Annotated in this window: 17 protein-coding genes and 1 tRNA gene; 7 read left to right on the top strand and 11 right to left on the bottom strand. The window is 67.8% G+C overall.

The window, feature by feature from the left end; all coding sequences use genetic code 11:
• Nucleotides 1-22 precede the first annotated feature (22 nt).
• The 4 genes from bchY to K2X73_RS08705 all read right to left on the bottom strand — a co-directional run bounded on the left by bchY (nt 23) and on the right by K2X73_RS08705 (nt 4,687).
• The gene (gene bchY, locus K2X73_RS08720) at nt 23-1,570 is read right to left on the bottom strand and encodes a chlorophyllide a reductase subunit Y (RefSeq protein ID WP_294110023.1); all 1,548 of its coding nucleotides are present in this window, start codon (nt 1,568-1,570) and stop codon (nt 23-25) included.
• Nucleotides 1,557-2,534 carry a chlorophyllide a reductase iron protein subunit X gene (locus K2X73_RS08715; protein ID WP_294110349.1) on the bottom strand — a complete coding sequence of 326 codons (978 nt, stop codon included), beginning with the start codon at nt 2,532-2,534 and terminating at the stop codon, nt 1,557-1,559. Before K2X73_RS08715 ends, bchY begins: the two co-directional genes overlap by 14 nt.
• On the bottom strand, nt 2,534-3,466 hold the full coding sequence (gene bchC, locus K2X73_RS08710) for a chlorophyll synthesis pathway protein BchC (RefSeq protein ID WP_294110021.1): 933 nt from the start codon (nt 3,464-3,466) through the stop codon (nt 2,534-2,536). Before bchC ends, K2X73_RS08715 begins: the two co-directional genes overlap by 1 nt.
• A gap of 96 nt (nt 3,467-3,562) precedes the next feature.
• On the bottom strand, nt 3,563-4,687 hold the full coding sequence (locus K2X73_RS08705; RefSeq protein ID WP_294110347.1) for a methyltransferase: 1,125 nt from the start codon (nt 4,685-4,687) through the stop codon (nt 3,563-3,565).
• 57 nt (nt 4,688-4,744) lie between these two features.
• On the opposite strand from K2X73_RS08705, the gene crtD reads away from it, so the two are divergent.
• Nucleotides 4,745-6,310 carry a 1-hydroxycarotenoid 3,4-desaturase CrtD gene (gene crtD, locus K2X73_RS08700; protein WP_294110019.1) on the top strand — a complete coding sequence of 522 codons (1,566 nt, stop codon included), beginning with the start codon at nt 4,745-4,747 and terminating at the stop codon, nt 6,308-6,310.
• 122 nt (nt 6,311-6,432) lie between these two features.
• Nucleotides 6,433-7,140, top strand: coding sequence for a hydratase (locus tag K2X73_RS08695; RefSeq protein WP_294110017.1), 708 nt, complete (start codon nt 6,433-6,435; stop codon nt 7,138-7,140).
• Between the two features lie 34 nt (nt 7,141-7,174).
• Here the strand turns inward: K2X73_RS08695 and K2X73_RS08690 are convergent.
• Together K2X73_RS08690 and K2X73_RS08685 are read right to left on the bottom strand one after the other, a co-directional pair.
• Nucleotides 7,175-7,251 (bottom strand) — tRNA-Pro (locus K2X73_RS08690).
• A gap of 49 nt (nt 7,252-7,300) precedes the next feature.
• A complete protein-coding gene (locus K2X73_RS08685) occupies nt 7,301-8,440 on the bottom strand; it encodes an MFS transporter (RefSeq protein WP_294110015.1) in 1,140 nt (379 codons plus the stop codon).
• 141 nt (nt 8,441-8,581) lie between these two features.
• On the opposite strand from K2X73_RS08685, the gene K2X73_RS08680 reads away from it, so the two are divergent.
• Nucleotides 8,582-9,277, top strand: coding sequence for an HAD family hydrolase (locus K2X73_RS08680; RefSeq protein WP_294110013.1), 696 nt, complete (start codon nt 8,582-8,584; stop codon nt 9,275-9,277).
• Here the strand turns inward: K2X73_RS08680 and K2X73_RS08675 are convergent.
• From K2X73_RS08675 to K2X73_RS08660, 4 genes are all read right to left on the bottom strand, one after another.
• Entirely contained in the window at nt 9,274-10,641 is a 1,368-nt protein-coding gene (locus K2X73_RS08675) for a deoxyribodipyrimidine photo-lyase (RefSeq protein WP_294110010.1), read from the bottom strand. The genes K2X73_RS08680 and K2X73_RS08675 overlap by 4 nt on opposite strands.
• Nucleotides 10,642-10,817: 176 nt before the next feature.
• Nucleotides 10,818-11,852: a 2-oxoacid:ferredoxin oxidoreductase subunit beta gene (locus K2X73_RS08670; protein WP_294110008.1), complete on the bottom strand. Its 1,035-nt coding sequence runs from the start codon at nt 11,850-11,852 to the stop codon at nt 10,818-10,820.
• 18 nt (nt 11,853-11,870) lie between these two features.
• Entirely contained in the window at nt 11,871-13,739 is a 1,869-nt protein-coding gene (locus K2X73_RS08665) for a 2-oxoacid:acceptor oxidoreductase subunit alpha (protein WP_294110005.1), read from the bottom strand.
• Between the two features lie 68 nt (nt 13,740-13,807).
• Nucleotides 13,808-14,725 carry a histone deacetylase gene (locus K2X73_RS08660; RefSeq protein WP_294110003.1) on the bottom strand — a complete coding sequence of 306 codons (918 nt, stop codon included), beginning with the start codon at nt 14,723-14,725 and terminating at the stop codon, nt 13,808-13,810.
• A gap of 42 nt (nt 14,726-14,767) precedes the next feature.
• On the opposite strand from K2X73_RS08660, the gene K2X73_RS08655 reads away from it, so the two are divergent.
• Nucleotides 14,768-15,730, top strand: coding sequence for an alpha/beta hydrolase (locus K2X73_RS08655; protein WP_294110002.1), 963 nt, complete (start codon nt 14,768-14,770; stop codon nt 15,728-15,730).
• Entirely contained in the window at nt 15,727-16,209 is a 483-nt protein-coding gene (locus K2X73_RS08650) for an RNA pyrophosphohydrolase (protein ID WP_294110000.1), read from the top strand. The genes K2X73_RS08655 and K2X73_RS08650 overlap by 4 nt, the downstream gene beginning before the upstream one ends.
• A gap of 48 nt (nt 16,210-16,257) precedes the next feature.
• On the opposite strand, the gene K2X73_RS08645 is transcribed toward K2X73_RS08650, so the two are convergent.
• On the bottom strand, nt 16,258-16,722 hold the full coding sequence (locus K2X73_RS08645) for a DUF2269 family protein (RefSeq protein WP_294109998.1): 465 nt from the start codon (nt 16,720-16,722) through the stop codon (nt 16,258-16,260).
• Between the two features lie 79 nt (nt 16,723-16,801).
• On the opposite strand from K2X73_RS08645, the gene K2X73_RS08640 reads away from it, so the two are divergent.
• Both K2X73_RS08640 and K2X73_RS08635 read left to right on the top strand, forming a co-directional pair.
• Nucleotides 16,802-17,998: a hydrolase gene (locus K2X73_RS08640; RefSeq protein ID WP_294109997.1), complete on the top strand. Its 1,197-nt coding sequence runs from the start codon at nt 16,802-16,804 to the stop codon at nt 17,996-17,998.
• Nucleotides 17,995-19,011 (top strand): arginine N-succinyltransferase, encoded by a 1,017-nt coding sequence (locus K2X73_RS08635; RefSeq protein WP_294109996.1) that lies wholly within the window; start codon nt 17,995-17,997, stop codon nt 19,009-19,011. Before K2X73_RS08640 ends, K2X73_RS08635 begins: the two co-directional genes overlap by 4 nt.
• Nucleotides 19,012-19,021: the final 10 nt, after the last annotated feature.

The raw sequence follows: 19,021 nt of genomic DNA, 5'->3' as shown, positions 1-19,021 counted from the left end.
GTGGGTCGGAAGGGCGATCGCGTTAAACACCGACCGCCTCCTGCGCCTTGGCCGCGGCGATCCGCTTGGCGGCGAACTTGGCCTTGAATTCGGGATGGAGCACCGGCGTGCCCTGCCACAGCCCGGCGGTGTCGGCGCGGCCAACGCCCTCGAAGAAATCGCGCATGGCATCGAAGCGCGCCTGGTTCGCCATCGCTGCGTTCACCACGAGCGCCAGGCTTCCCGCCCCAGCCGGCCCCATCAACGGGCGCGCCGAGATGAGGTTGGTGAAATAGAGCGCGGGGATACCCTTGCTCTTGGCGTGCTGCACCACGGGCGTGGTGCCGATGGCGAGATCGGGGCCGAATTCCTCGACCGCGGCGATATCCTGCTCCAGGCTTGCGCGATACTGCACCCGCGCCCCATGCGCCTCGAGCCATTCGCGATCGGCTTCGCTCCACGGTGTGCGCGGGCAGGCGGTGCCGACATAGGGCACTTCGGCGCCGCTTTCGATCAGCAGCCGCGCGACGAGCAGTTCGCTGCCCTCATAGCCCGAGACGGTGATCCGCCCCGCCACCGGCCGCGCGGCCAGCGCACCGGCGATCGCAGGCAGGAAGCGGTTTTTCGCAGCATCGACCTTGGCCTGGGCTACGCCATAGGCGGCGCCGATCGCATCGAGCCATGCCGCCGTGCCATCGCGCCCGACCGGCGCCGATCCGACGATGCGCCGCCCCGCGCCTTCGAACACGCGGATGCTCGCGGTGTAGAAGGGATGGATCGCCGCGACGACGCCGCCCTCGAGCGCCGCGTACAACTCGCGCCACTCGCGTGTCGGGACGACCGGGCCGGCCGCGAGGCCCAGGGGTTCCAGCATCAAGCCGATACCCGGTGGGTCGGCCGGGAACATCTCCCCCAGGAGAGTCACCGTCGGCCGGTCCGATCGTTCCTTGGGCGCGGCGACCGGGCCGGCTTCGGCCTCGTTCGCCGCATAAGCGAGCATCGCGCCCGCCAGCACATCCTTCGCCTCGGCATGGGTCGGCACCCCGAATCCGGGCACGTCGATGCCGATGATCCGCACGCCGTTGATCGCCTTGGGCAGCAATTGCAGCGGCACGCCCGAAGCGGTGGGAACGCACAGGTTCGTCACCACGATCGCGTCGTACAGCGCGGGGTCGGCGGTCTGCTCGACCGCCTCCTTGATGTCCTCGAACAGCTTGCCGGTGACGAGCGTCTCCGAATTGAACGGCACATAGCCGACCGTGCGTCGCGCGCCGTAGAAATGGCTCGTGAACGTCAACCCATAGACGCAGCAGGCGGAGCCCGAGAGGATGCTCGCGGTGCGCCGCATCCTGAGGCCCACGCGCAGCGAGCCGAACGCCGGGCACATCGATTGCGGCTGATCGTGCGGCCCTTGCGGATAATCCGCCGCATAGCGATCGAGCACGCCCGCCTTGCCGGCGTCGATCGCGGCGGCACGCAAAGTGTCCTTGGAAGCGCAACCACCCTCTGCGGATGGGGCGAGCGTCAGGCGATCGGCGCTGCGGGGGGCACCTTCTCCCCCTTGTTGGGATTTGGCCTCAGACGGTGTCATAGATCACCTCGAGGCTGGGCTTGGGAACATAATCGGCGCCGCGCATGTCGGCCTGGCTCGCGGGGATCAGCGTAACATTGCCGCCGGTATCCTCGGGCTTGAACAGGCCGAGCAAAGCGTCGCCTTCCAGCGGCGTCGGGCGCACCGGGGGCGCGGCGGCAACGTTGATCGCGAGCTGCTCGAACAGCGGCGCCCACTCGCCGCCCGGCTTGCCGATGATCTGGTAATTGGCCGATTTGCGCCGAATATCCTCATGCGCCGGGATCGCGGCGAGCACCGGAATGCCGGCGGCCTCGGCGAAGGCGTGTGCCTCGCCGGTACCGTCATCCTTGTTGATCAGGATGCCCGCGACGCCGACATTGCCGCCCAGCTTGCGGAAATATTCCACCGCCTTGCAGACATTGTTGGCGACATAGAGCGACTGCAGATCGTTCGAGCCGACGACGATCACTTTCTGGCACATGTCGCGCGCGATCGGCAGGCCGAAGCCGCCACAAACCACGTCGCCCAGGAAATCGAGCAGGACGTAATCGAACCCCCATTCATGGAAGCCCAATTTCTCCAGCGTCTCGAAGCCGTGGATGATGCCGCGCCCGCCGCAACCGCGGCCGACTTCCGGCCCGCCCAACTCCATCGCGAACACGCCGTCGCGCTGGAAGCAGACATCCTCGATCCGCAGCTCCTCGCCGGCGAGCTTCCTCTTGGAGCTGGTTTCGATGATCGTAGGTGTCGCTTTGCCACCAAAGAGCAGGCTGGTCGTGTCGCTCTTGGGGTCGCAACCGATCAGCAACACGCGCTTGCCCTGCTGCGCCATCATGTAGCTGAGGTTGGCCAGCGCGAACGACTTGCCCGAGCCGCCCTTGCCATAAATGGCGATGATCTGCGTTTCCTTGGTGACCGGGCCAGTCGGCACCGGTTCGGGCTCCTGGCCAGCCTCGTGACGCAAGGCTCCTACATCGAGCATCATTTGGCGGCCCTCCAATCAAGCACCATTTTCACGCAACTCGGGTCTTCAAAGGCGGCGGCATAAGCCTGCGGCGCCTCGCTTACGGGGCGGACGTGACTGACCAAGCCGTCGAGGCTGAGCGCGCCCGCCTCGACCAGCGCGATCACCGCGCGACTATCCTCGCGGGTGAATTCGGCCGCGATCCGCAGCCGTGCCTCACGCATGAAGGCGCCCGGATAAGCGAAGCCCAGCTTGTCGTAGAAGCCCGCGAGCACGATCTCGCCGCCGCGCGCGAGGCGGGCGATCCAGCTATCGAGCTGCGCACCCGCGCCGCTCGCATCGCAAATCGTGCGATAATCGTGCCGGCCGTCGAGTTCGGGCGCGATCACCGCATAACCCATGGCGCCTGCGCGGCGCTGCGGATTGGTTTCCCAAACCATCGGCGGCGGCGCGCCGAGCGCGATCGTGAGCCGTGCGATCAGCCGGCCGAGAATGCCGTGGCCGATGATCAGCTCGGGCGTGAGGCCGCCAGCAATCGCATGATGCGCGGTGGCGGCGAGCGCGAGCAGCACGCCCCGCTCGCCGATCGCGGGATCGATCCGCAGCGCGCGGGGCGAGGGCAGCACCACTCGTTCGGCTGAACCGCCGAAAAGCGCATGCGCGCCCTCGAAGCAATTGGCGCCGGGGACGAAGACCCATTCGCCCACCCGGGCCCGCACGCGCGCGCCCGCCTCGACGATCTGGCCAACAGATTCGTAACCGGGAACGAGGGGGTAGCCCATGCCGGGGAAAGGCGGCATCGCGCCAGACCACAACAGCTTCTCGGTGCCGGTGCTGATTCCGCTCCAGGCGATTTCGACCAGCACATCGGTCTCGGCGATCGGCGCCAGCGGCAAAGGCCGTAGCTCGATGCGTTGAGGGGCTGCAAGAATGACGGCTAGCGAATGCATGATCGCTCCTTCGCCGCCAAGTACCGGGCGGGAACGCTGCTTCAGTCATGTCAATCTAACGACACCGCTCGTACTGTCAATATAGTTGGACATATTTCATTCGGCGCGCGCAATTATCAGCTGCGCGTTGAGTGGCAGCGCGGTGTCGCGCGCCCGCCAGCCGGCGAAGCCCGCTGCCTTCAGCAATCCGCCAATTTCATCGGGACGGCGCGGTCTTCCCGACCCCATCGCCCACAGATAGAGCCCGAAATAAGCGTCCCCCATGCGCTTGGCGCCCCGCGCGGCCGCCATCGGTTCGGCGATCACCAACCGGCCGGTGGGCGGAAGCGCGGCGCGGATGGCCCGCAGCAGCGTGAGCGCGGGCGTGTCGTCATGATCGTGCAACACGCGCACCAGCGTGATCAGGTCATAGCCCGTGGGCAGCGGATCGGCGAGGAATGAGCCCCCATGTACCCGCACGCGCTCAGCGAGGCCCGCTGCGGCCAGCCGGGCGGCGGCACGCTTGCCAACCTCGGGCAGATCGAACAGCCCGATGCGCAGCCCGGGCACCGCGCCCGCGACCGAAGCGGCAAACGCCCCTTCCCCGCCGCCAACATCAAGCATCGCCCGGTGACGCCCGAAGTGATACGCGCGGATCACAAGCTCGGCCACCAATGGCTGCGAGGCGGCCATCAGCCTTGAATAATCGCTCACCGCCCCTTCCGGCCCCGCGCCAGCATCACGCGCGTAATGCCAAAAGCCCTGCAAGGCCCCGCCCCCACCCCCGCGCCGCAGCAGCGCGACCGGATCGGCGAGATCGGCATAAAGCAGCCGGTGGTGGGCGATCATCGCGGTGATCCCGGGATTGCCAAGCAGCGCGGCGCCATCCGGAGCGAGTGCCCAACCGTCCCATAACGGTTCGACCAGATTGAGTGCGCCAAGCGCGCGCAACAGGCGCTCGGCGGCGGCCGGCGCCATGCCCCATTCGGCGGCGAGCGAGTCGGCGCTCGCTGGAGCGGCCCGCAGCCGCTCGAACAGATCAAGCTCGATCGCCGCCGCCAGAATCTGCGAGTAAGTGAAGCCCGCGACGCGATCGAACATCGTCCGCGCCTTCGCCTGCACCAGCCAGCGCAAGCCGGGCACGCGCAGCATCGCGCGTTGCACGCTGGGGTCGGCGAGCAGCTTGTTACGCCAGCCGACCCAGCGCGCGATGCTATTGTCTTTACTGTTGGACAGTCGCATGATGTCCACCAGACTGGACGCGCGCTTCCCGGGCGTCAATCGGTCGAGGAGCAAAGCGTGGCCAGCGAGCACGACGATGTGATCGTGATCGGCGCCGGGGTCGGCGGTCTGAGCGCCGCGGCCTTGCTCGCGGCGCAGGGGATGCGCGTGACCTTGCTGGAGGCGGCGTCCGGCCCTGGCGGCAAGATGCGGCAGCTGCGCTGTGGCGACGCGCAAGTCGATGGCGGGCCGACGGTGTTCACGATGCGCCCGGTGTTCGAGGCGATTTTCGATGCGTGCGGCGCGCGGCTGGACGATGCGGTGCGACTCCGCCCCGCGACCGTCCTCGCCCGCCACGCCTGGGGAGACGATCGGCTCGATCTGTTCGCCGATCGCGCCCAGAGCGAGGCGGCGATTGGCGCGTTCGCGGGTGCCGCCGCCGCGCGCGGCTATGCCGGCTTCTGCCGCGAGGCGGAACGGCTCTACACCGCGCTCGAACAGCCCTTCATCTGGGCCGAGCAGCCCAGCCAGGTCGGACTGGCCTGGGCGATGCTCCGCGCCAACGCCGCGGATCTTTTTTCCCGCCGGCCGTTCCAATCGATGTGGCGCGCGCTGGGCGACTATTTCTCCGATCCGCGGCTGCGGCAGCTGTTCGGGCGCTATGCCACCTATTGCGGCGCCGATCCTTGGCAGGCACCCGCGACGCTGCTGCTGATCGCGCATGTCGAAGCGAGTGGGGTGTGGCTGATCGACGGCGGCATGGTGGCGCTCGCCCGCGCGCTCGCGGGACTTGCCGAGCGGCACGGCGCGGTGCTGCGCTATGACGCGCCCGTGCGCGAGATCGTCGTCGATGGCCAAGGCGTGGCGGGGGTGGTGCTGGCAAGCGGCGAGCGGCTATCGGCGCGACGGATCGTGTGCAACGCCGATCCCGCCGCGCTCGCCGCTGGCCGGTTTGGCCCGGGCGTCACCCAGGCAGCACCCGCGATGCCGGCGCCCCTCCGCTCACTGTCGGCGATGGTTTGGACGACTCACAGCACCACCGTCGGCTTCCCGCTCGCCCATCACAACGTGTTTTTCTCGGGCGATTATGCCGCGGAATTCCGTGCGCTTGGCGCCGGGCAGGTTCCCGCCGACCCCACCATCTATATCTGCGCCGCCGACCGTGCGAGCGACGGCGGTGCCGCGCCCGGTGGGCCGGAACGCCTGCAAATCCTGGTCAATGCCCCGGCGCGCGGCGATGCCCGCGCGCTCAGCCCATGGGAGATCGAGCAATGCCAAGCGCGAATGATCGCCTGCCTCGCACGGTCGGGGCTGAACCTGGACTTGCCGCCCGAGGCGACCGTGCTCACTACGCCGGAGGGGTTCGAGACGCTGTTCCCCTCGACGGGTGGGGCCCTTTATGGACGGGCCTCGCACGGATCGGCGGCAGCCTTCCGCCGCCCGGGGGCACGCACGCCTATCCCGGGGCTCTATCTCGCGGGGGGCGCGACCCATCCGGGGCCGGGCGTGCCGATGGCGGCGCTGAGCGGCCGGCTAGCCTGCGCTACCCTGCTTGCGGACCGCGCTTCGACGGCGCGGTTGCACCCGGTGGCTATGCCTGGTGGTATCTCGACGCGACAAGCGACGACGGCCGCTTCGGGCTGACCATCATCGCCTTCATCGGCAGCGTCTTCTCGCCGTATTACAAGGCGAGCGGCCGCCCCGCGCCTGAGGATCACTGCGCGCTCAACGTCGTCCTGACTGGCCCCTATGCCAATAGCTGGGCGATGACCGAGCGCGGCGCGGGCGCGCTGCGACGCGATGCGCGCCACCTCAGCATCGGCCCGAGCAGCCTGCGCTGGGACGGGGACGCGCTCGTCATCCACATCGACGAGACATGCGCGCCGGTGCCGCTACCGATCCAGGGCGTGGTGTGCGTGCGCCCCGAATGGGTGGGCGAGACGGGCTTTCACCTCGATCCCGCCGGTCGGCACCGTTGGCACCCGATCGCGCCGCGCGCGCGGGTGCAGGTGGCGCTCGCGCACCCCACACTCAGCTGGCGCGGGAGCGGCTATCTCGACTCGAATTTCGGCGAGGAACCGCTCGAGGCGGGCTTTCGCGACTGGCACTGGTCGCGCGCGCATCTGCGGCGTGATGTCGCGGTGCTCTACGAAGGCACGCGCGCTGGCGGCGAGCCGTTCGAGCTCGCGCTGCGGATGGACCGCCAAGGTCGCTGGGAGGACATGCCCCTGCCCCCGCGTCGAACGTTGCCGCGCAGCTTCTGGCAGCTCGAACGCCTCACCCGCGCCGATGCCGACGCGTGGCCGCAGGTAGAGCGCACGTGGGTCGACGCCCCCTTCTACGCCCGCTCGCAACTCCGCACCCGGCTGTATGGCGAAGATGCTTGCGCGGTGCATGAGAGCCTGTCGATGCCGCGCTTCTGCGCCCCGGCGGTGCAGTGGATGCTGCCCTTCAAGATGCCGCGCCGGGCCTGAGGCAGCACGCCACGCGCGGGCAAGGACGAGGTTTTGGTCGGGGAGACAGGATTCGAACCTGCGACCCTCTGCTCCCAAAGCAGATGCGCTACCAGGCTGCGCTACTCCCCGACGTGGCGCGCCATGCGCCATTGGCGGCGCGGGCGCAAGTCGTGAGGCGTTACTTGGGCCCCGTGAAGGTCGCGGCGGCGGCGATCGTCGCCAGCAGCGCGGTCGCACCCGCGATCGGAAGCAGGCCATGTAAAATGAAGGGCGCGACCAGCGCCGTCCCCGCCGCCGGCAGCGCGAGCATCGCCACCACGATCAGCGCCGCCCCCCGCGCCTCGTCTCCCTTCGCGGCGATCAGCGCGGCGTTAAACCCAGCCGGCCCGCGCAGGCCGAGCCCGAGGTTCAACAAGAAGAAGATCGCGCTCACCGCCACGATGTCACGTCCGCCCGCCAGCGCGTAACCAAGCAACCCTAACCCGCCGGCGAGCGCGAGCACGGCGCCGAGCGCGATCAGCCGCCCGGTCCCGAGCCACCGCGCGAGCCGGCCTGCCAAGAGCGACGCCAGGATGAATAGCGCGACACCCGCCATTTGCATCGCGATGAACGCCCCGATCGTTGCGCCAAGCACCCGGGTAAACACCACTGGCGCGCCGAACACGAACACGAGCAGCGCGGCCACCGTCGCGGCGTGCGCCAGCGCCTGCCGCGCGAAGGCTGGCTGAACCAGCAGGCGCGCATAGCTGCCACGGGTCGCGGCCGGCGCCGGGGGCCATCCAGACGAGCCGCTCGCGGCGGCGGCGAGCAGCAACGCCAGCGCCGCGATCACCCAAAAGCTCACCCGCCAGCCGCCAAGCCCCAGAAGCGCCCAGCCCGCGACCGGCGCCAGCGCGGGCGCAAGCGACTCGATCGCGCCGATCGCACCGAGCGCCGTCACCGCCTGTGCCCCATAAAGCCGCCGCACGATTCCCGGCGCGAACACCCCCGCCGCCGCCGAAGCGACACCCTGCCCGAAGCGAAGCGCGATCAGCACCGGCAGCGACGGGCTCGCCGCGCACAGCAGCGACAGCAAGGCATAGGCCGCGAGCGAGGCGGTGATCAGCGTCCTTTCGGAAGCGCGTCCGCTAAGCGCGCCAAACAACAGCAACCCCACCGCCATGCCGCCGGTGAAGCTTGCGAGCACATATTGTGCCTGCTCGACGCTTCCCCCCATCGCACGGGGCAGCAGCGGCACGGCCGGCAGCACCAAATCGGTGCCGGCGAACCCCAGCACCGTCGCCCCGGCGAGGATGAGGAAGATCGGCGTTCGTTGCATCGCCGGTCGCTTAGCGAATGCGCGAAGCGCCGGCGACGGCTGATTTGGGGGCGACGCTTGCCAAGTCTGCTCGCACGCGAAAACACCGCCGCCCCTCGCGAAAGCACTTCTACCCGGCGGTGTCGCCTGCTAGCCGAGCGCATGATGATTGACCTTATCTGCCTCGATGCCGATGATACGCTGTGGCACAATATGCGCCATTTCGAGGCGACCGAGGCCGCGCTCGCGCAACTTCTGGCACCCTTTGCCGAACATCATGTCGCGCTAGAACGCCTCGCAGAGGTCGAGCGACGCAACCTCGCGCTCTATGGCTATGGCGCGAAGAGCTTCACCCTCTCGATGATCGAAACCGCGCTCGATCTGTGTGGTGACGCGCTCACAGCGGCCGAGGTACGCGGGATCATCGATGCCGGCCGCGCGCTGCTTGCTCATCCCATTGAACTGCTCGACGGCATCGCCGAGACAATCGCGGCGCTTCGCGACATCGCCCCGCTGGTGTTGGTGACGAAGGGCGATCTGCTTCACCAGGAAAGCAAGCTCGCTGCGTCTGGCTTGGGCGAGCATTTCACCGGGGTCGAGATTGTCAGCGAGAAGGAACCGGGATTATTCAGCCGGTTGTTCGCCAAATATGGCACGCCGCCTGAACGTGCATTGATGGCGGGCGACTCGATGCGGTCCGATGTGCTGCCCGCGCTCGCGGCCGGTGCCTGGGGTGTATACGTTCCGCACGCCATCGTCTGGAGTCATGAACGCGCGCCCGCGCCCAGCGATCATCCGCGCTTTGTCCAGCTCGATCGGCTCGGCGACCTGCCCGGCTGGATCGCCGCGCGAACCTAGGCCTTCATCGCCGCCGCCGCCGCCAGGGCCCGTTCGCGCGCGGCCTTGTGGCCGATGATCTTGCGCGGGTAGTCCCGCGGCCGCGCGCCGGCCTCGTCAGGGTCATGGATCGCGGCATCGCTGACGCCCTTCAGCTCCGGCACCCAGCGGCGGATATAGCCGGCAGCATCGAACTTTTCGGACTGGCTGAGCGGCGCCATGATCCGCACGAACATGTTCGCGTCGATCCCCGATCCCGCGACCCACTGCCAGTTGACCGCGTTAGAGGCGTAATCGGCGTCGATCAACGTGTCCCAGAACCATTGCTCGCCGGCGCGCCAATCGATCAGCAGGTGCTTGATGAGGAACGAGGCAGCGATCATCCGCACGCGATTGTGCATCCAGCCGCTCGCCCAAAGCTGGCGCATCCCGGCGTCGACGATCGGATAGCCGGTGCGCCCCTGCTGCCAAGCCTGCAGATCATCCGCGACGCGGCTGTCGTCGCGCCAAGTCAGCTTGTCGAACTGCGGCTTGGCGTTGCGACTGGCATAGTCGGGAATTTGTAGGATGACGTTCTGCGCATAGTCGCGCCAGCCAACCTCGCCGAGAAACGTGCCGACCGAGCCTCCCGCTCCTTCCACGGCGTGCCACGCCGTCGCGGGAGAGACTTCGCCGAAATGGAGATGCGGTGATAGACGCGAGGTGCCTTCGATGCTGGGCAGGTTCCGGCGCTCGTCATAGCGCGCGGCGCGGGTGGCGAACGCATCGAGCCGCGCGGCAGCGCCTGCTTCGCCCGGCGTCCATTCGGCTTCGAAGCCGGTCGCCCAATTGGGTTTGGTTGGGAGCAGGCCCCAGTCGCCGAGGGAGTCGCTCGCCGGCCAGCGTTCGGGTGCGATCAGCCGCCTAGGCGCGGAGCGTGGCGCCGCAGGGGGCAGGGTCGCCGAGAGTGCGCGCCAGAAGGGCGTGTAGATTTTGTACGGTGTGCCCGAACCACTGGTGATGCTGCCCGGCGGGGCGAGATAATTGCCGTCGTGGCACACCAGCTCGATCCGCTGCGCGACCGCCCGCTCGGCGTTGCGCCACCAGGGCTCGTAATGGCGCAAGGCGTGGACGCGGCTGGCGCCAGTCTCCTGCGCGATGGCGGCGAGCTGCTCGTCGCACCGCCCGCGTCGCAGGATGAGCCTAGAGCCCAAGGCCTGGAGGCTCTGATCGAGGCTGGCCAGGCTATGATGGAGCCACCAGCGCGAGGCGCCGCCCATCTTGCGGTGCTTGGGCGTCTCGTCGTCCAGCACGTAGACGGGAATCACAGGGCCTTCCGCGGCGGCGGCGAGCGCCGCCTGATCGGCGAGGCGCAGGTCGCGGCGGAACCAGACGATCGAGGTCATGCGCGGCGTTTAATGTCCTTCCGAGAAGAGGCAAAGCCATGAGAGAGGGTTAGTGCGGTTCCCGGCGCTGCCACCAACTTCGCGTTTGAAGGCGAGACCGTTGGCGGTTGGCGCTAAGCCTTGATAACCACAGACCCGCCCTTTTCGTGTCGGTACGTTCGCCCGCCAGATCGCGCTCAAACCTCGTGCGGCTGTTTCTCCACCATCCAGGTTTCGCCCTTCGCCACCAACCGCTGCAAGTCAGCCGTTTTGCCTGCGGCCGCGCTCTCATTCTGCGCGACGACCGCCGCCTCGAAGGTTGGCTTCGGATCGTCGTAGAGTACGCCGAGCGCCATGGGAAACTCGCCAAAGGGCAGCTCGACCAGCATATGCGCGACCGTGCGGTTGGTGACGTCATGCAGGATCACGCCCGCCGCCTGCCAGTCGCCGTCCGCCACATCGACCACCACCGGCGTCAGCGTCTTGTGGTCGATCGACAGGCCCTTGGTGCCGCCGGCGAACAGCATCGGCTTGCCATGTTCCAGCCACAGCTGATGCCCCGGCGCCTGATCCTTCGCGGTGAAGGCTGCGAACACTTCGTCATTATAGACGATACAGTTCTGAAAAATTTCGACAAATGCCGCGCCTTGGTGGCGATATGCCGCCTTCAGCACGCTCGGTAAATTCTTGTGCACGTCGATCCCGCGCGCGACGAACCGCGCACCCGAACCGAGCGCGAAGGCGCAGGGCGTGGCGGGGCGATCGACCGAGCCATAAGGAGTCGAGGGGCTGCGCGTGCCCTCTCGGCTGGTCGGCGAGTATTGGCCCTTGGTCAGCCCGTAAATCTCGTTGTTGAACAGCAGGATCTGGCAGTTAAGGTTGCGCCGCAGCAGGTGCATCGTGTGGTTGCCGCCGATCGACAAAGCGTCGCCATCGCCGGTGATGATCCACACGTCGAGTTCGGGATTGGCGAGTTTCACCCCCGTCGCGATCGCCGGCGCGCGGCCGTGGATCGTGTGGAAGCCATAAGTTTCCATATAATAGGGGAAGCGGCTCGAGCAGCCGATGCCACTGACGAACACCGTATTCTCAGGTCGCGCGCCGATCTCGGGCATGGTGCGCTGCACCGCCTTCAGGATCGCATAATCGCCGCAGCCTGGGCACCAGCGGACTTCCTGATCGGATTCCCAATCCTTGATCGTCGTCTTGGCGATGGGAGTCATGTCATTCATGAGACGGTCTTTCGTTGATCAGGCAAGCGCCGCGTCGATCGCGGCTTCGATTTCGGCGATGCGGAAGGGCTGGCCCGAAACCTTGTTGAGAGGCTTGGCATCGACCAGGAACTGATCGCGCAGCACGGTCTTGAGCTGGCCCGTGTTCATCTCGGGTACGAGCACCTTGTCGTAACTCTTGAGGAGCGAGCCCAAATTGCCGGGCATCGGCCAGATGTGCCGGATATGGATATGGCTCACGTCGAGCCCGCGCAGCCGCGCGCGGCGGACCGCCTGGTGGATCGGGCCGAAGGTCGATCCCCAGCCGACCACGACGAGCTTCCCGCCGGCCTCGCCCAGATCGATTTCTTGGTCGGGCACGTTGATGCCCAGCACCTTGCCCTGGCGCAGCTCGGTCATCGCCTGGTGGTTGGCGGGCGAATAATCGATATTGCCGGTACCGACCGACTTCTCGATCCCGCCGATCCGGTGGAGCAGCCCTGGCGTCCCCGGCTTCACCCAGGGGCGCGCGCCCTTGGCGTTGCGCGCATAGGGCAGGAAGCCGCCCTCGGGCACCGCGTCCAGGAAGCGGACCGGGAAAGGCGCGTAAGCGCTCATGTCCGGCACGCGCCACGGCTCGGCGGCGTTCGCGAGATAGCCGTCGGTGAGCAGCATGACAGGCGTCATATACTCTACCGCGATCCGGCACGCCTCGATCGCGCAATCGAAGCAATCGGCGGCCGAGCGCGCGGCGATCACCGGCATCGGCGCGTCGCCATTGCGGCCATAGACCGCTTGATAAAGGTCCGATTGCTCGGTCTTGGTCGGCAGGCCTGTCGACGGGCCACCGCGCTGCGAGTTGACGATCACCAGCGGCAGCTCGGTCATGATCGCAAGGCCCATCGCCTCGCCCTTGAGCGCGATGCCGGGGCCGGACGAGCTGGTGACGCCCAATTGCCCCGCATAAGACGCGCCGATCGCCGAGCAGATCGCGGCGATCTCATCCTCCGCCTGGAAGGTGGTGACGTCATATTCCTTCAGCCGCGCGAGGTGGTGGAGAATCGCCGACGCCGGGGTGATCGGATAGCCGCCAAAGAACATCGGCAGTCCAGCGAGCTGCGCGCCCGCGACCAGCCCGAGCGAGATCGCCTCGGCCCCGGTCACGGTGCGGTACAGTCCGGCCTCGGCCGGCGCCGGGGCGATCGGGTGCTGCTTCATCGGCCCCGAAAGCTCGGCGGTTTCGCCATAGGCATGGCCGGCGTTGAGCGCCGCGATATTCGCCTCGGCGAGGATCGGCTTCTTGGCGAATTTCTGGTTGAGCCAATCGACGATCGGCTGGCGATCGCGATCGAACATCCACAGCGCCAGCCCCAGCGTCCACATATTCTTGCAGCGCAGCGCTTCCTTGTTGCCAAGGCCGAAAGGCTTCACCGCATCGAGCGTCAGCTGGCTGATATTGAGCTTCATCAGCTGCCACTTCGCCAGACTGCCGTCGTCGAGCGGGTTGGCCTCATACTTGGCCTTGGCCAGGTTGCGCTCGGTGAACTCGCCCTCATCGGCGATGATCAGGCCGCCGGCGCGGAGCTGATCGACGTTCACTTTCAGCGCCGCCGGATTCATCGCGACAAGCACGTCGGGCTGGTCGCCGGCAGTCGTGATCTCGGTCGAGCCGAAATTGATCTGGAACGCGGAGACGCCGAACAACGTGCCCTGCGGCGCGCGGATTTCGGCGGGGAAATCGGGGAAGGTCGCAAGGTCGTTGCCCGACAGCGCGGTCGAAAGCGTGAACTGACCGCCGGTCAGCTGCATCCCGTCGCCCGAATCACCGGCGAAGCGCACCACGACCGACTCCGCGGGCGGGGTGGCGCTGGCCTCTTCGGGAAGGAGGGTGTGGGTGGCGGTCGCCATTGTCATTGTCCTGTCATCGTTGTCAGTCGCCCCATAGAGGGCAAGGCGGGTGAGCCCAAAGTAGAAAATCAGCCCGGAAGGTAAAGCCGGGATTTCGCGAATGCAGCACCAAGGGTGCGCACCGATAGCGCGTGTCGCTGGGCGACCTCCATCGCATCCGCTCCATAACCGCCGCCCAGCGTGGAGGCGAGCGGTACACCCCTCGTCTGGGCGAGGCCAGCGATCAGCGCGTCGCGCGCAACCAACCCGTCCTGGGTAAGTGCCAGCCGACCGAGCCGATCCCCGTGGAATGGGTCGACCCCCGCCTGATAGAGGATCAGTGCCGGCCGCACCGCATCGATCAGCGGTGTGAGCGTGCTCTCCAGCGTCGCCAGATAGGTGGCGTCTTCCACGCCATCCGGCAGCGGCACGTCGAGGGTCGAGCGGCACTTGCGCACGGGGAAGTTCTTTTCGGCATGGATCGAATAGGTTGCGATCCCGGGATGGCCGGCGGTGAGCGCCGCGGTGCCGTCGCCTTGGTGGACATCGCAGTCGACGATCAGCACCGGCCCGACCCCTTCCGCCGCCAGCCGGAGCGCGGCGACGGCGAGATCGTTGAACACGCAATAGCCCGCGCCGGTTTCGTAAAGCGCGTGGTGGCTGCCGCCCGCGCTGTTGGCGGCGAAGCCTTGTTCCAGCGCGATCCGCGCGGCGAGATAAGTGCCGCCCGGCACCGCCTGGGCACGCCGCGAGACCAAGGGCGTGACCGCGAAGCCGATCCGCCGCTCCTTCTCGCGCGGCACCTGGGCGCTTAGCACTTGCGCGACATAATCGGGGCAGTGCGCCGTCTCCAGCCAGGCGCGCGGCATTGGGTCGGGCGTGTGCCACTCGATCGCGTCGTCACTCTCGCTAAGTATCTGGCGGACAAGGCCGTTTTTGTTCCATTGATAGGTGGAGCCGGGCGCGCCGGGGGCGACATAATCGGGGTGATGGACGACCGCGTACATCGCTCCTAGTTAGGGCGAAACGAGGATCAGGAGGAGAGCCCGGTGACCGACCCCCACGCGACGACCCCTTATGTCCGCCCCGACGTCGCGCAATTCCTTGCTTTCCTGAACAATTTGCCCGGCCCGCGCACGCATGAGCTGGAGCCGCCGGCGGCGCGCGCGGTCTATGTCGCCTCGAGGGACATGACCGATCCACCGCTCGGCGAACTCGCCGTTCACCGCGATTTGGCCATTCCCAGCCCCGCCGGGACCATCCCGGCGCGGCTCTACGACGCCCGGGAGCAGCGCGGGGCAGGCGCGGCCCTTGTTTTTTACCATGGGGGCGGCTTCGTGATCGGTGATCTCGAGACGCATGGCAGTTTCTGCGCGGAGATGGCGCGCCAGCTCGATCTGCCGGTGATCTCGGTCGACTATCGGCTCGCCCCCGAACATCCCTGGCCCGCCGCGCCCGATGATTGCGAGGCGGCGGCGCGCTGGGTCGCGACAAGCCCGGCCGAACTGGGTCGACAGGTGACGGGGCTGGTTCTCGCCGGCGACAGCGCGGGCGGCGCGCTCACCGTGATCACGACGATGGCGCTGCGTGACCAGCCCGCCGCGGTGCCGGTGATCGCGCAGTTCCCGATCTATCCAGTCGTTGACGTCTCGGTGAATTACGCATCCTACGAAGCGTTTGGCGAGGGGTTCCTGCTCACCAAGCCGAGCATGACCTGGTTCGACGGCCATTATAAGCCCGACCTGACCCATTGGCGCGGCGCACCGCTGACCGGGGCGCACCATTGCCTGCCGCCGACGCTGATCATCACCGCCGGGCTCGATCCGCTGCGCGACCAGGGCCGCGCCTATGCGGCCGCGCTAGCCCAGCACGGCGTACCGGTGACCTATCGCGAGGCGGTGGGGACGATCCATGGCTTCGTCACGCTGCGCAAGGCGATCCCGTCGGCCCAGACCGACGTGACCCAGGCGCTGACGGTGCTGAAGCAGATCATCGCCGAGGCGACCGCGTGAGCATCGACAAGGCCAGCCTACCCTATCGTCCCTGCGCCGGGATGCTGGTGATCAACCGCGAGGGGCTGGTGTTCGTCGGCCAGCGGATGGACCAGAAGCTGGAGGCGTGGCAGCCGCCCCAGGGCGGGATCGACCCCGGCGAGGACGCACTCGCCGCCGCCATCCGCGAGCTGGGCGAGGAGACCGGCATCGGCCCCGAACATCTCGAGCTGATCGCCCAGGCGCCGCACGAGCTGTATTACGATCTGCCCGACGACATGATCGGCCGCGTCTGGCAGGGCAAATGGCGCGGCCAGCGCCAGCGCTGGTTCCTGTTCCGCTTCCTGGGGCAAGACAGCGACATCGACATCGCGACCGCGCACCAGGAATTCCGCGCCTGGCGTTGGGTCCATGCCAGTTCGGTCGTCGAGCTGGCGGTGGACTTCAAGCAGCAGCTGTACCGCGAAGTGATGGCGGCGTTCGCGGGGCATTTGAGCTAGCCTGACAAATCCTCCCCCCTCCCCACTAAGTGGGGAGGATCCCGCGCTCTAAGGCTTCGCCACCATCACCCACACCGCCGCGACCAGCGGCACCGTTGCGATCAGCCCCCAGACGAGCCAGGCGCGCGCATCGCGGCGATAGCTTTCGGGCACCTCCGCTTCCCCGGCGAAGCCCCGCGCCGCCTTTGCCTGGCGGATTTGCAGCGGCACCAGCAACCCCAGCCACATCAGCCCGCCGCCGAAGAACAAGGCCTGCCCCCAGAACAGCCAGTCGGTCGCCCACAGATCGAGGCCGGCGATCCACGCCATGGCATAGCCGCCCGCGATCGTCAGGATCACACCCCAGAAGGTCAGCCACCAATCGGTGATCGTCACCAGCCGCTGCGCGAAGGCGATGATGCGGGGATCGTCGGTGCGATCGGCGAAGAATTTCCAGATCGCGGTCGCGGTCACATTGCCGAGCAGCATGATCACGCCGGTCAGATGCACGAACTTGGCGAGGTCATAGCTCATTCGCAGCCAGTTGAGCCCAACCCCGGTGGGAAAGCAATTGGGTGGCGGCGGCAAAACGAACCGGCTAGAGGCGAAATCCATGGGGCTGAGCGGGTTGGAACATTCGCTGATCGAGCGGGCGCGGGTGGCGCCGATGCGCGGCTGGGTGGAGACTTGGGCGGCGGTGAATTCCGGCACCCGCAATTTGGCGGGACTGCGGACGATGGCCGGGCTGCTCGCCGACGCTTTCGCGGCGCTGCCCGGGGCGCTGGCGCTCGTCCCGCCCGCGCCGGTCGAAACCGTGCTGGCCGATGGCGGCGTGCTGGCGCTCGACCACGGCGCGCATCTGCTGCTGACGGTGCGGCCGGAAGCGCCGGTGCAACTGCTCTTCACCGGGCATATGGACACGGTCTATCCCGCCGATCATCCCTTTCAGACGCTGACCTGGCTGGAGTCGGGGGTGCTGAACGGCCCGGGCGTCGCCGACATGAAGGGCGGGCTCGCGCTATTGCTCGCCGCGCTGCTGGCGATCGAAGGCGCGCCGGGGGCGGACCGGATCGGCTATCAGGTGATGATCAATTCGGACGAGGAGACGGGATCGCTATCGTCTTCGACGCTGATCGAGCAGGTCGCGCGGGGCAAGCGGGCGGCGCTCACGTACGAGCCGGCGCTGCCCGATGGCACACTCGCCGGCGCGCGCGGCGGCACGGGCAATTTCTCGCTGGTGGTGCGCGGGCGCAGCGCCCATGCGGGCCGCAACCCCGAGGAAGGGCGCAACGCGATCGTCGCCGCCGCCGATCTCGCGCTGCGACTCGCCGCCGGCAAGGGCGATGGGTTGAGCGTCAACCCCGCGCGGATCGAGGGTGGCGGGCCGAACAATGTCGTGCCCGAATTCGCGCTGCTGCGGGTGAATTTCCGCCCCAAGGATGCCGGCGCGATCGCCCGGGCCGAGGCGCTGCTGGCAGACGCCGTCGCCGCCGTCGCCGCGGCGCACGAGGTGCGGATCGAGCGCCACGGTGCCTTCAACCGCCCGCCCAAGCCGATCGACGCCGGCGCCGCCGCCCTGTTCGACACGGTGAAGCGCGCTGGCGGCGATCTCGGCCTCGCCATCGCCTGGCGCGATACCGGCGGTGTGTGCGACGGCAACAACATCGCCGCCTGCGGGGTGCCGGTGGTCGATACGATGGGCGCGCGCGGTGGCGCGATCCATTCGCGCGACGAATTCCTGATCGTCGAAAGCCTGGCCGAACGCGCCGCGCTCTCGGCACTCACCATCGCCAGATTGGGGGACTTGTGAGCTACCGCATCCGCGCCGCGCGCGACGAGGATTTGCAGCATCTGTACGAGATGGCGAAGCTGACCGGGGGCGGCTTCACTAACCTGCCGCCCGACAAGCCGGCGCTGAAGACTAAGCTCGACCGCGCGCGCGCCGCCTTCGCCCAGGGCGAGGCCGGTGCCGGCGCCGACGAGCTGTTCTTGCTGGTGCTGGAAAACACCGAAACCGGCGAAGTGCGCGGCACCTGCCAGCTGTTCACCCATGTCGGCCAGCGCCACCCCTTCTACAGCTACCGTATCGGCACGCTCACCCAGCACAGCAAGGAGCTGAACCGCACGTTCCGCGCCGAGCTGCTGACCCTCACCACCGATCTTGAGGGGTGCAGCGAGGTCGGCGGGTTGTTCCTCCACCCCGGCGAGCGGGCCGGGGGACTGGGGATGCTGCTCGCGCGCAGTCGCTATCTGTTCATCGCCAGCCACCGCGCGCGCTTCGCCGAACGCATCCTGGCCGAACTGCGCGGGGTGATCGACGAGGCGGGCGGCTCGCCCTTCTGGGACGGGCTCGCCGGGCGGTTCTTCGGGATGAATTTCCAGGACGCCGATCGCTTCAACGCGACCCACGGCCACCAATTCATCGCCGATCTCTTCCCCAAGCACCCAATCTACATCGCGATGCTTTCGGAAAACGCGCGCGCCGCGATCGGCATCCCCCATCCCTCGGGCCGCGCGGCGATGCGGATGCTGGAGAATGAAGGCTTCGCGTTCGAAAAATATATCGACATCTTCGATGGTGGCCCGACGATGACCGCGCGCACCGATCAGGTCCGGTCGGTGCGCGAGGCGGCGACATCGCGCGTGATCGCGATCGATGACGATGGCGGCCAGCCCACGCTGGTCGCGGCGGGCCGGCTCGGCGATTTCCGCTGCGCCTATGGCACGGTGCGTGTCGCGGGCGACGGCGTGGTGCTCGACACCGCCACCGCCGCGCTGCTCGGCGTGACGGTGGATGACGAGGTCATCCATGTCGGGCGATAACGGCCGCCAA

The sequence above is a fragment of the Sphingomonas sp. genome, from assembly GCF_019746665.1.
Classification (GTDB): Bacteria; Pseudomonadota; Alphaproteobacteria; order Sphingomonadales; family Sphingomonadaceae; genus Sphingomonas.
This window is presented reverse-complemented; position numbering and strand designations above follow the sequence as displayed.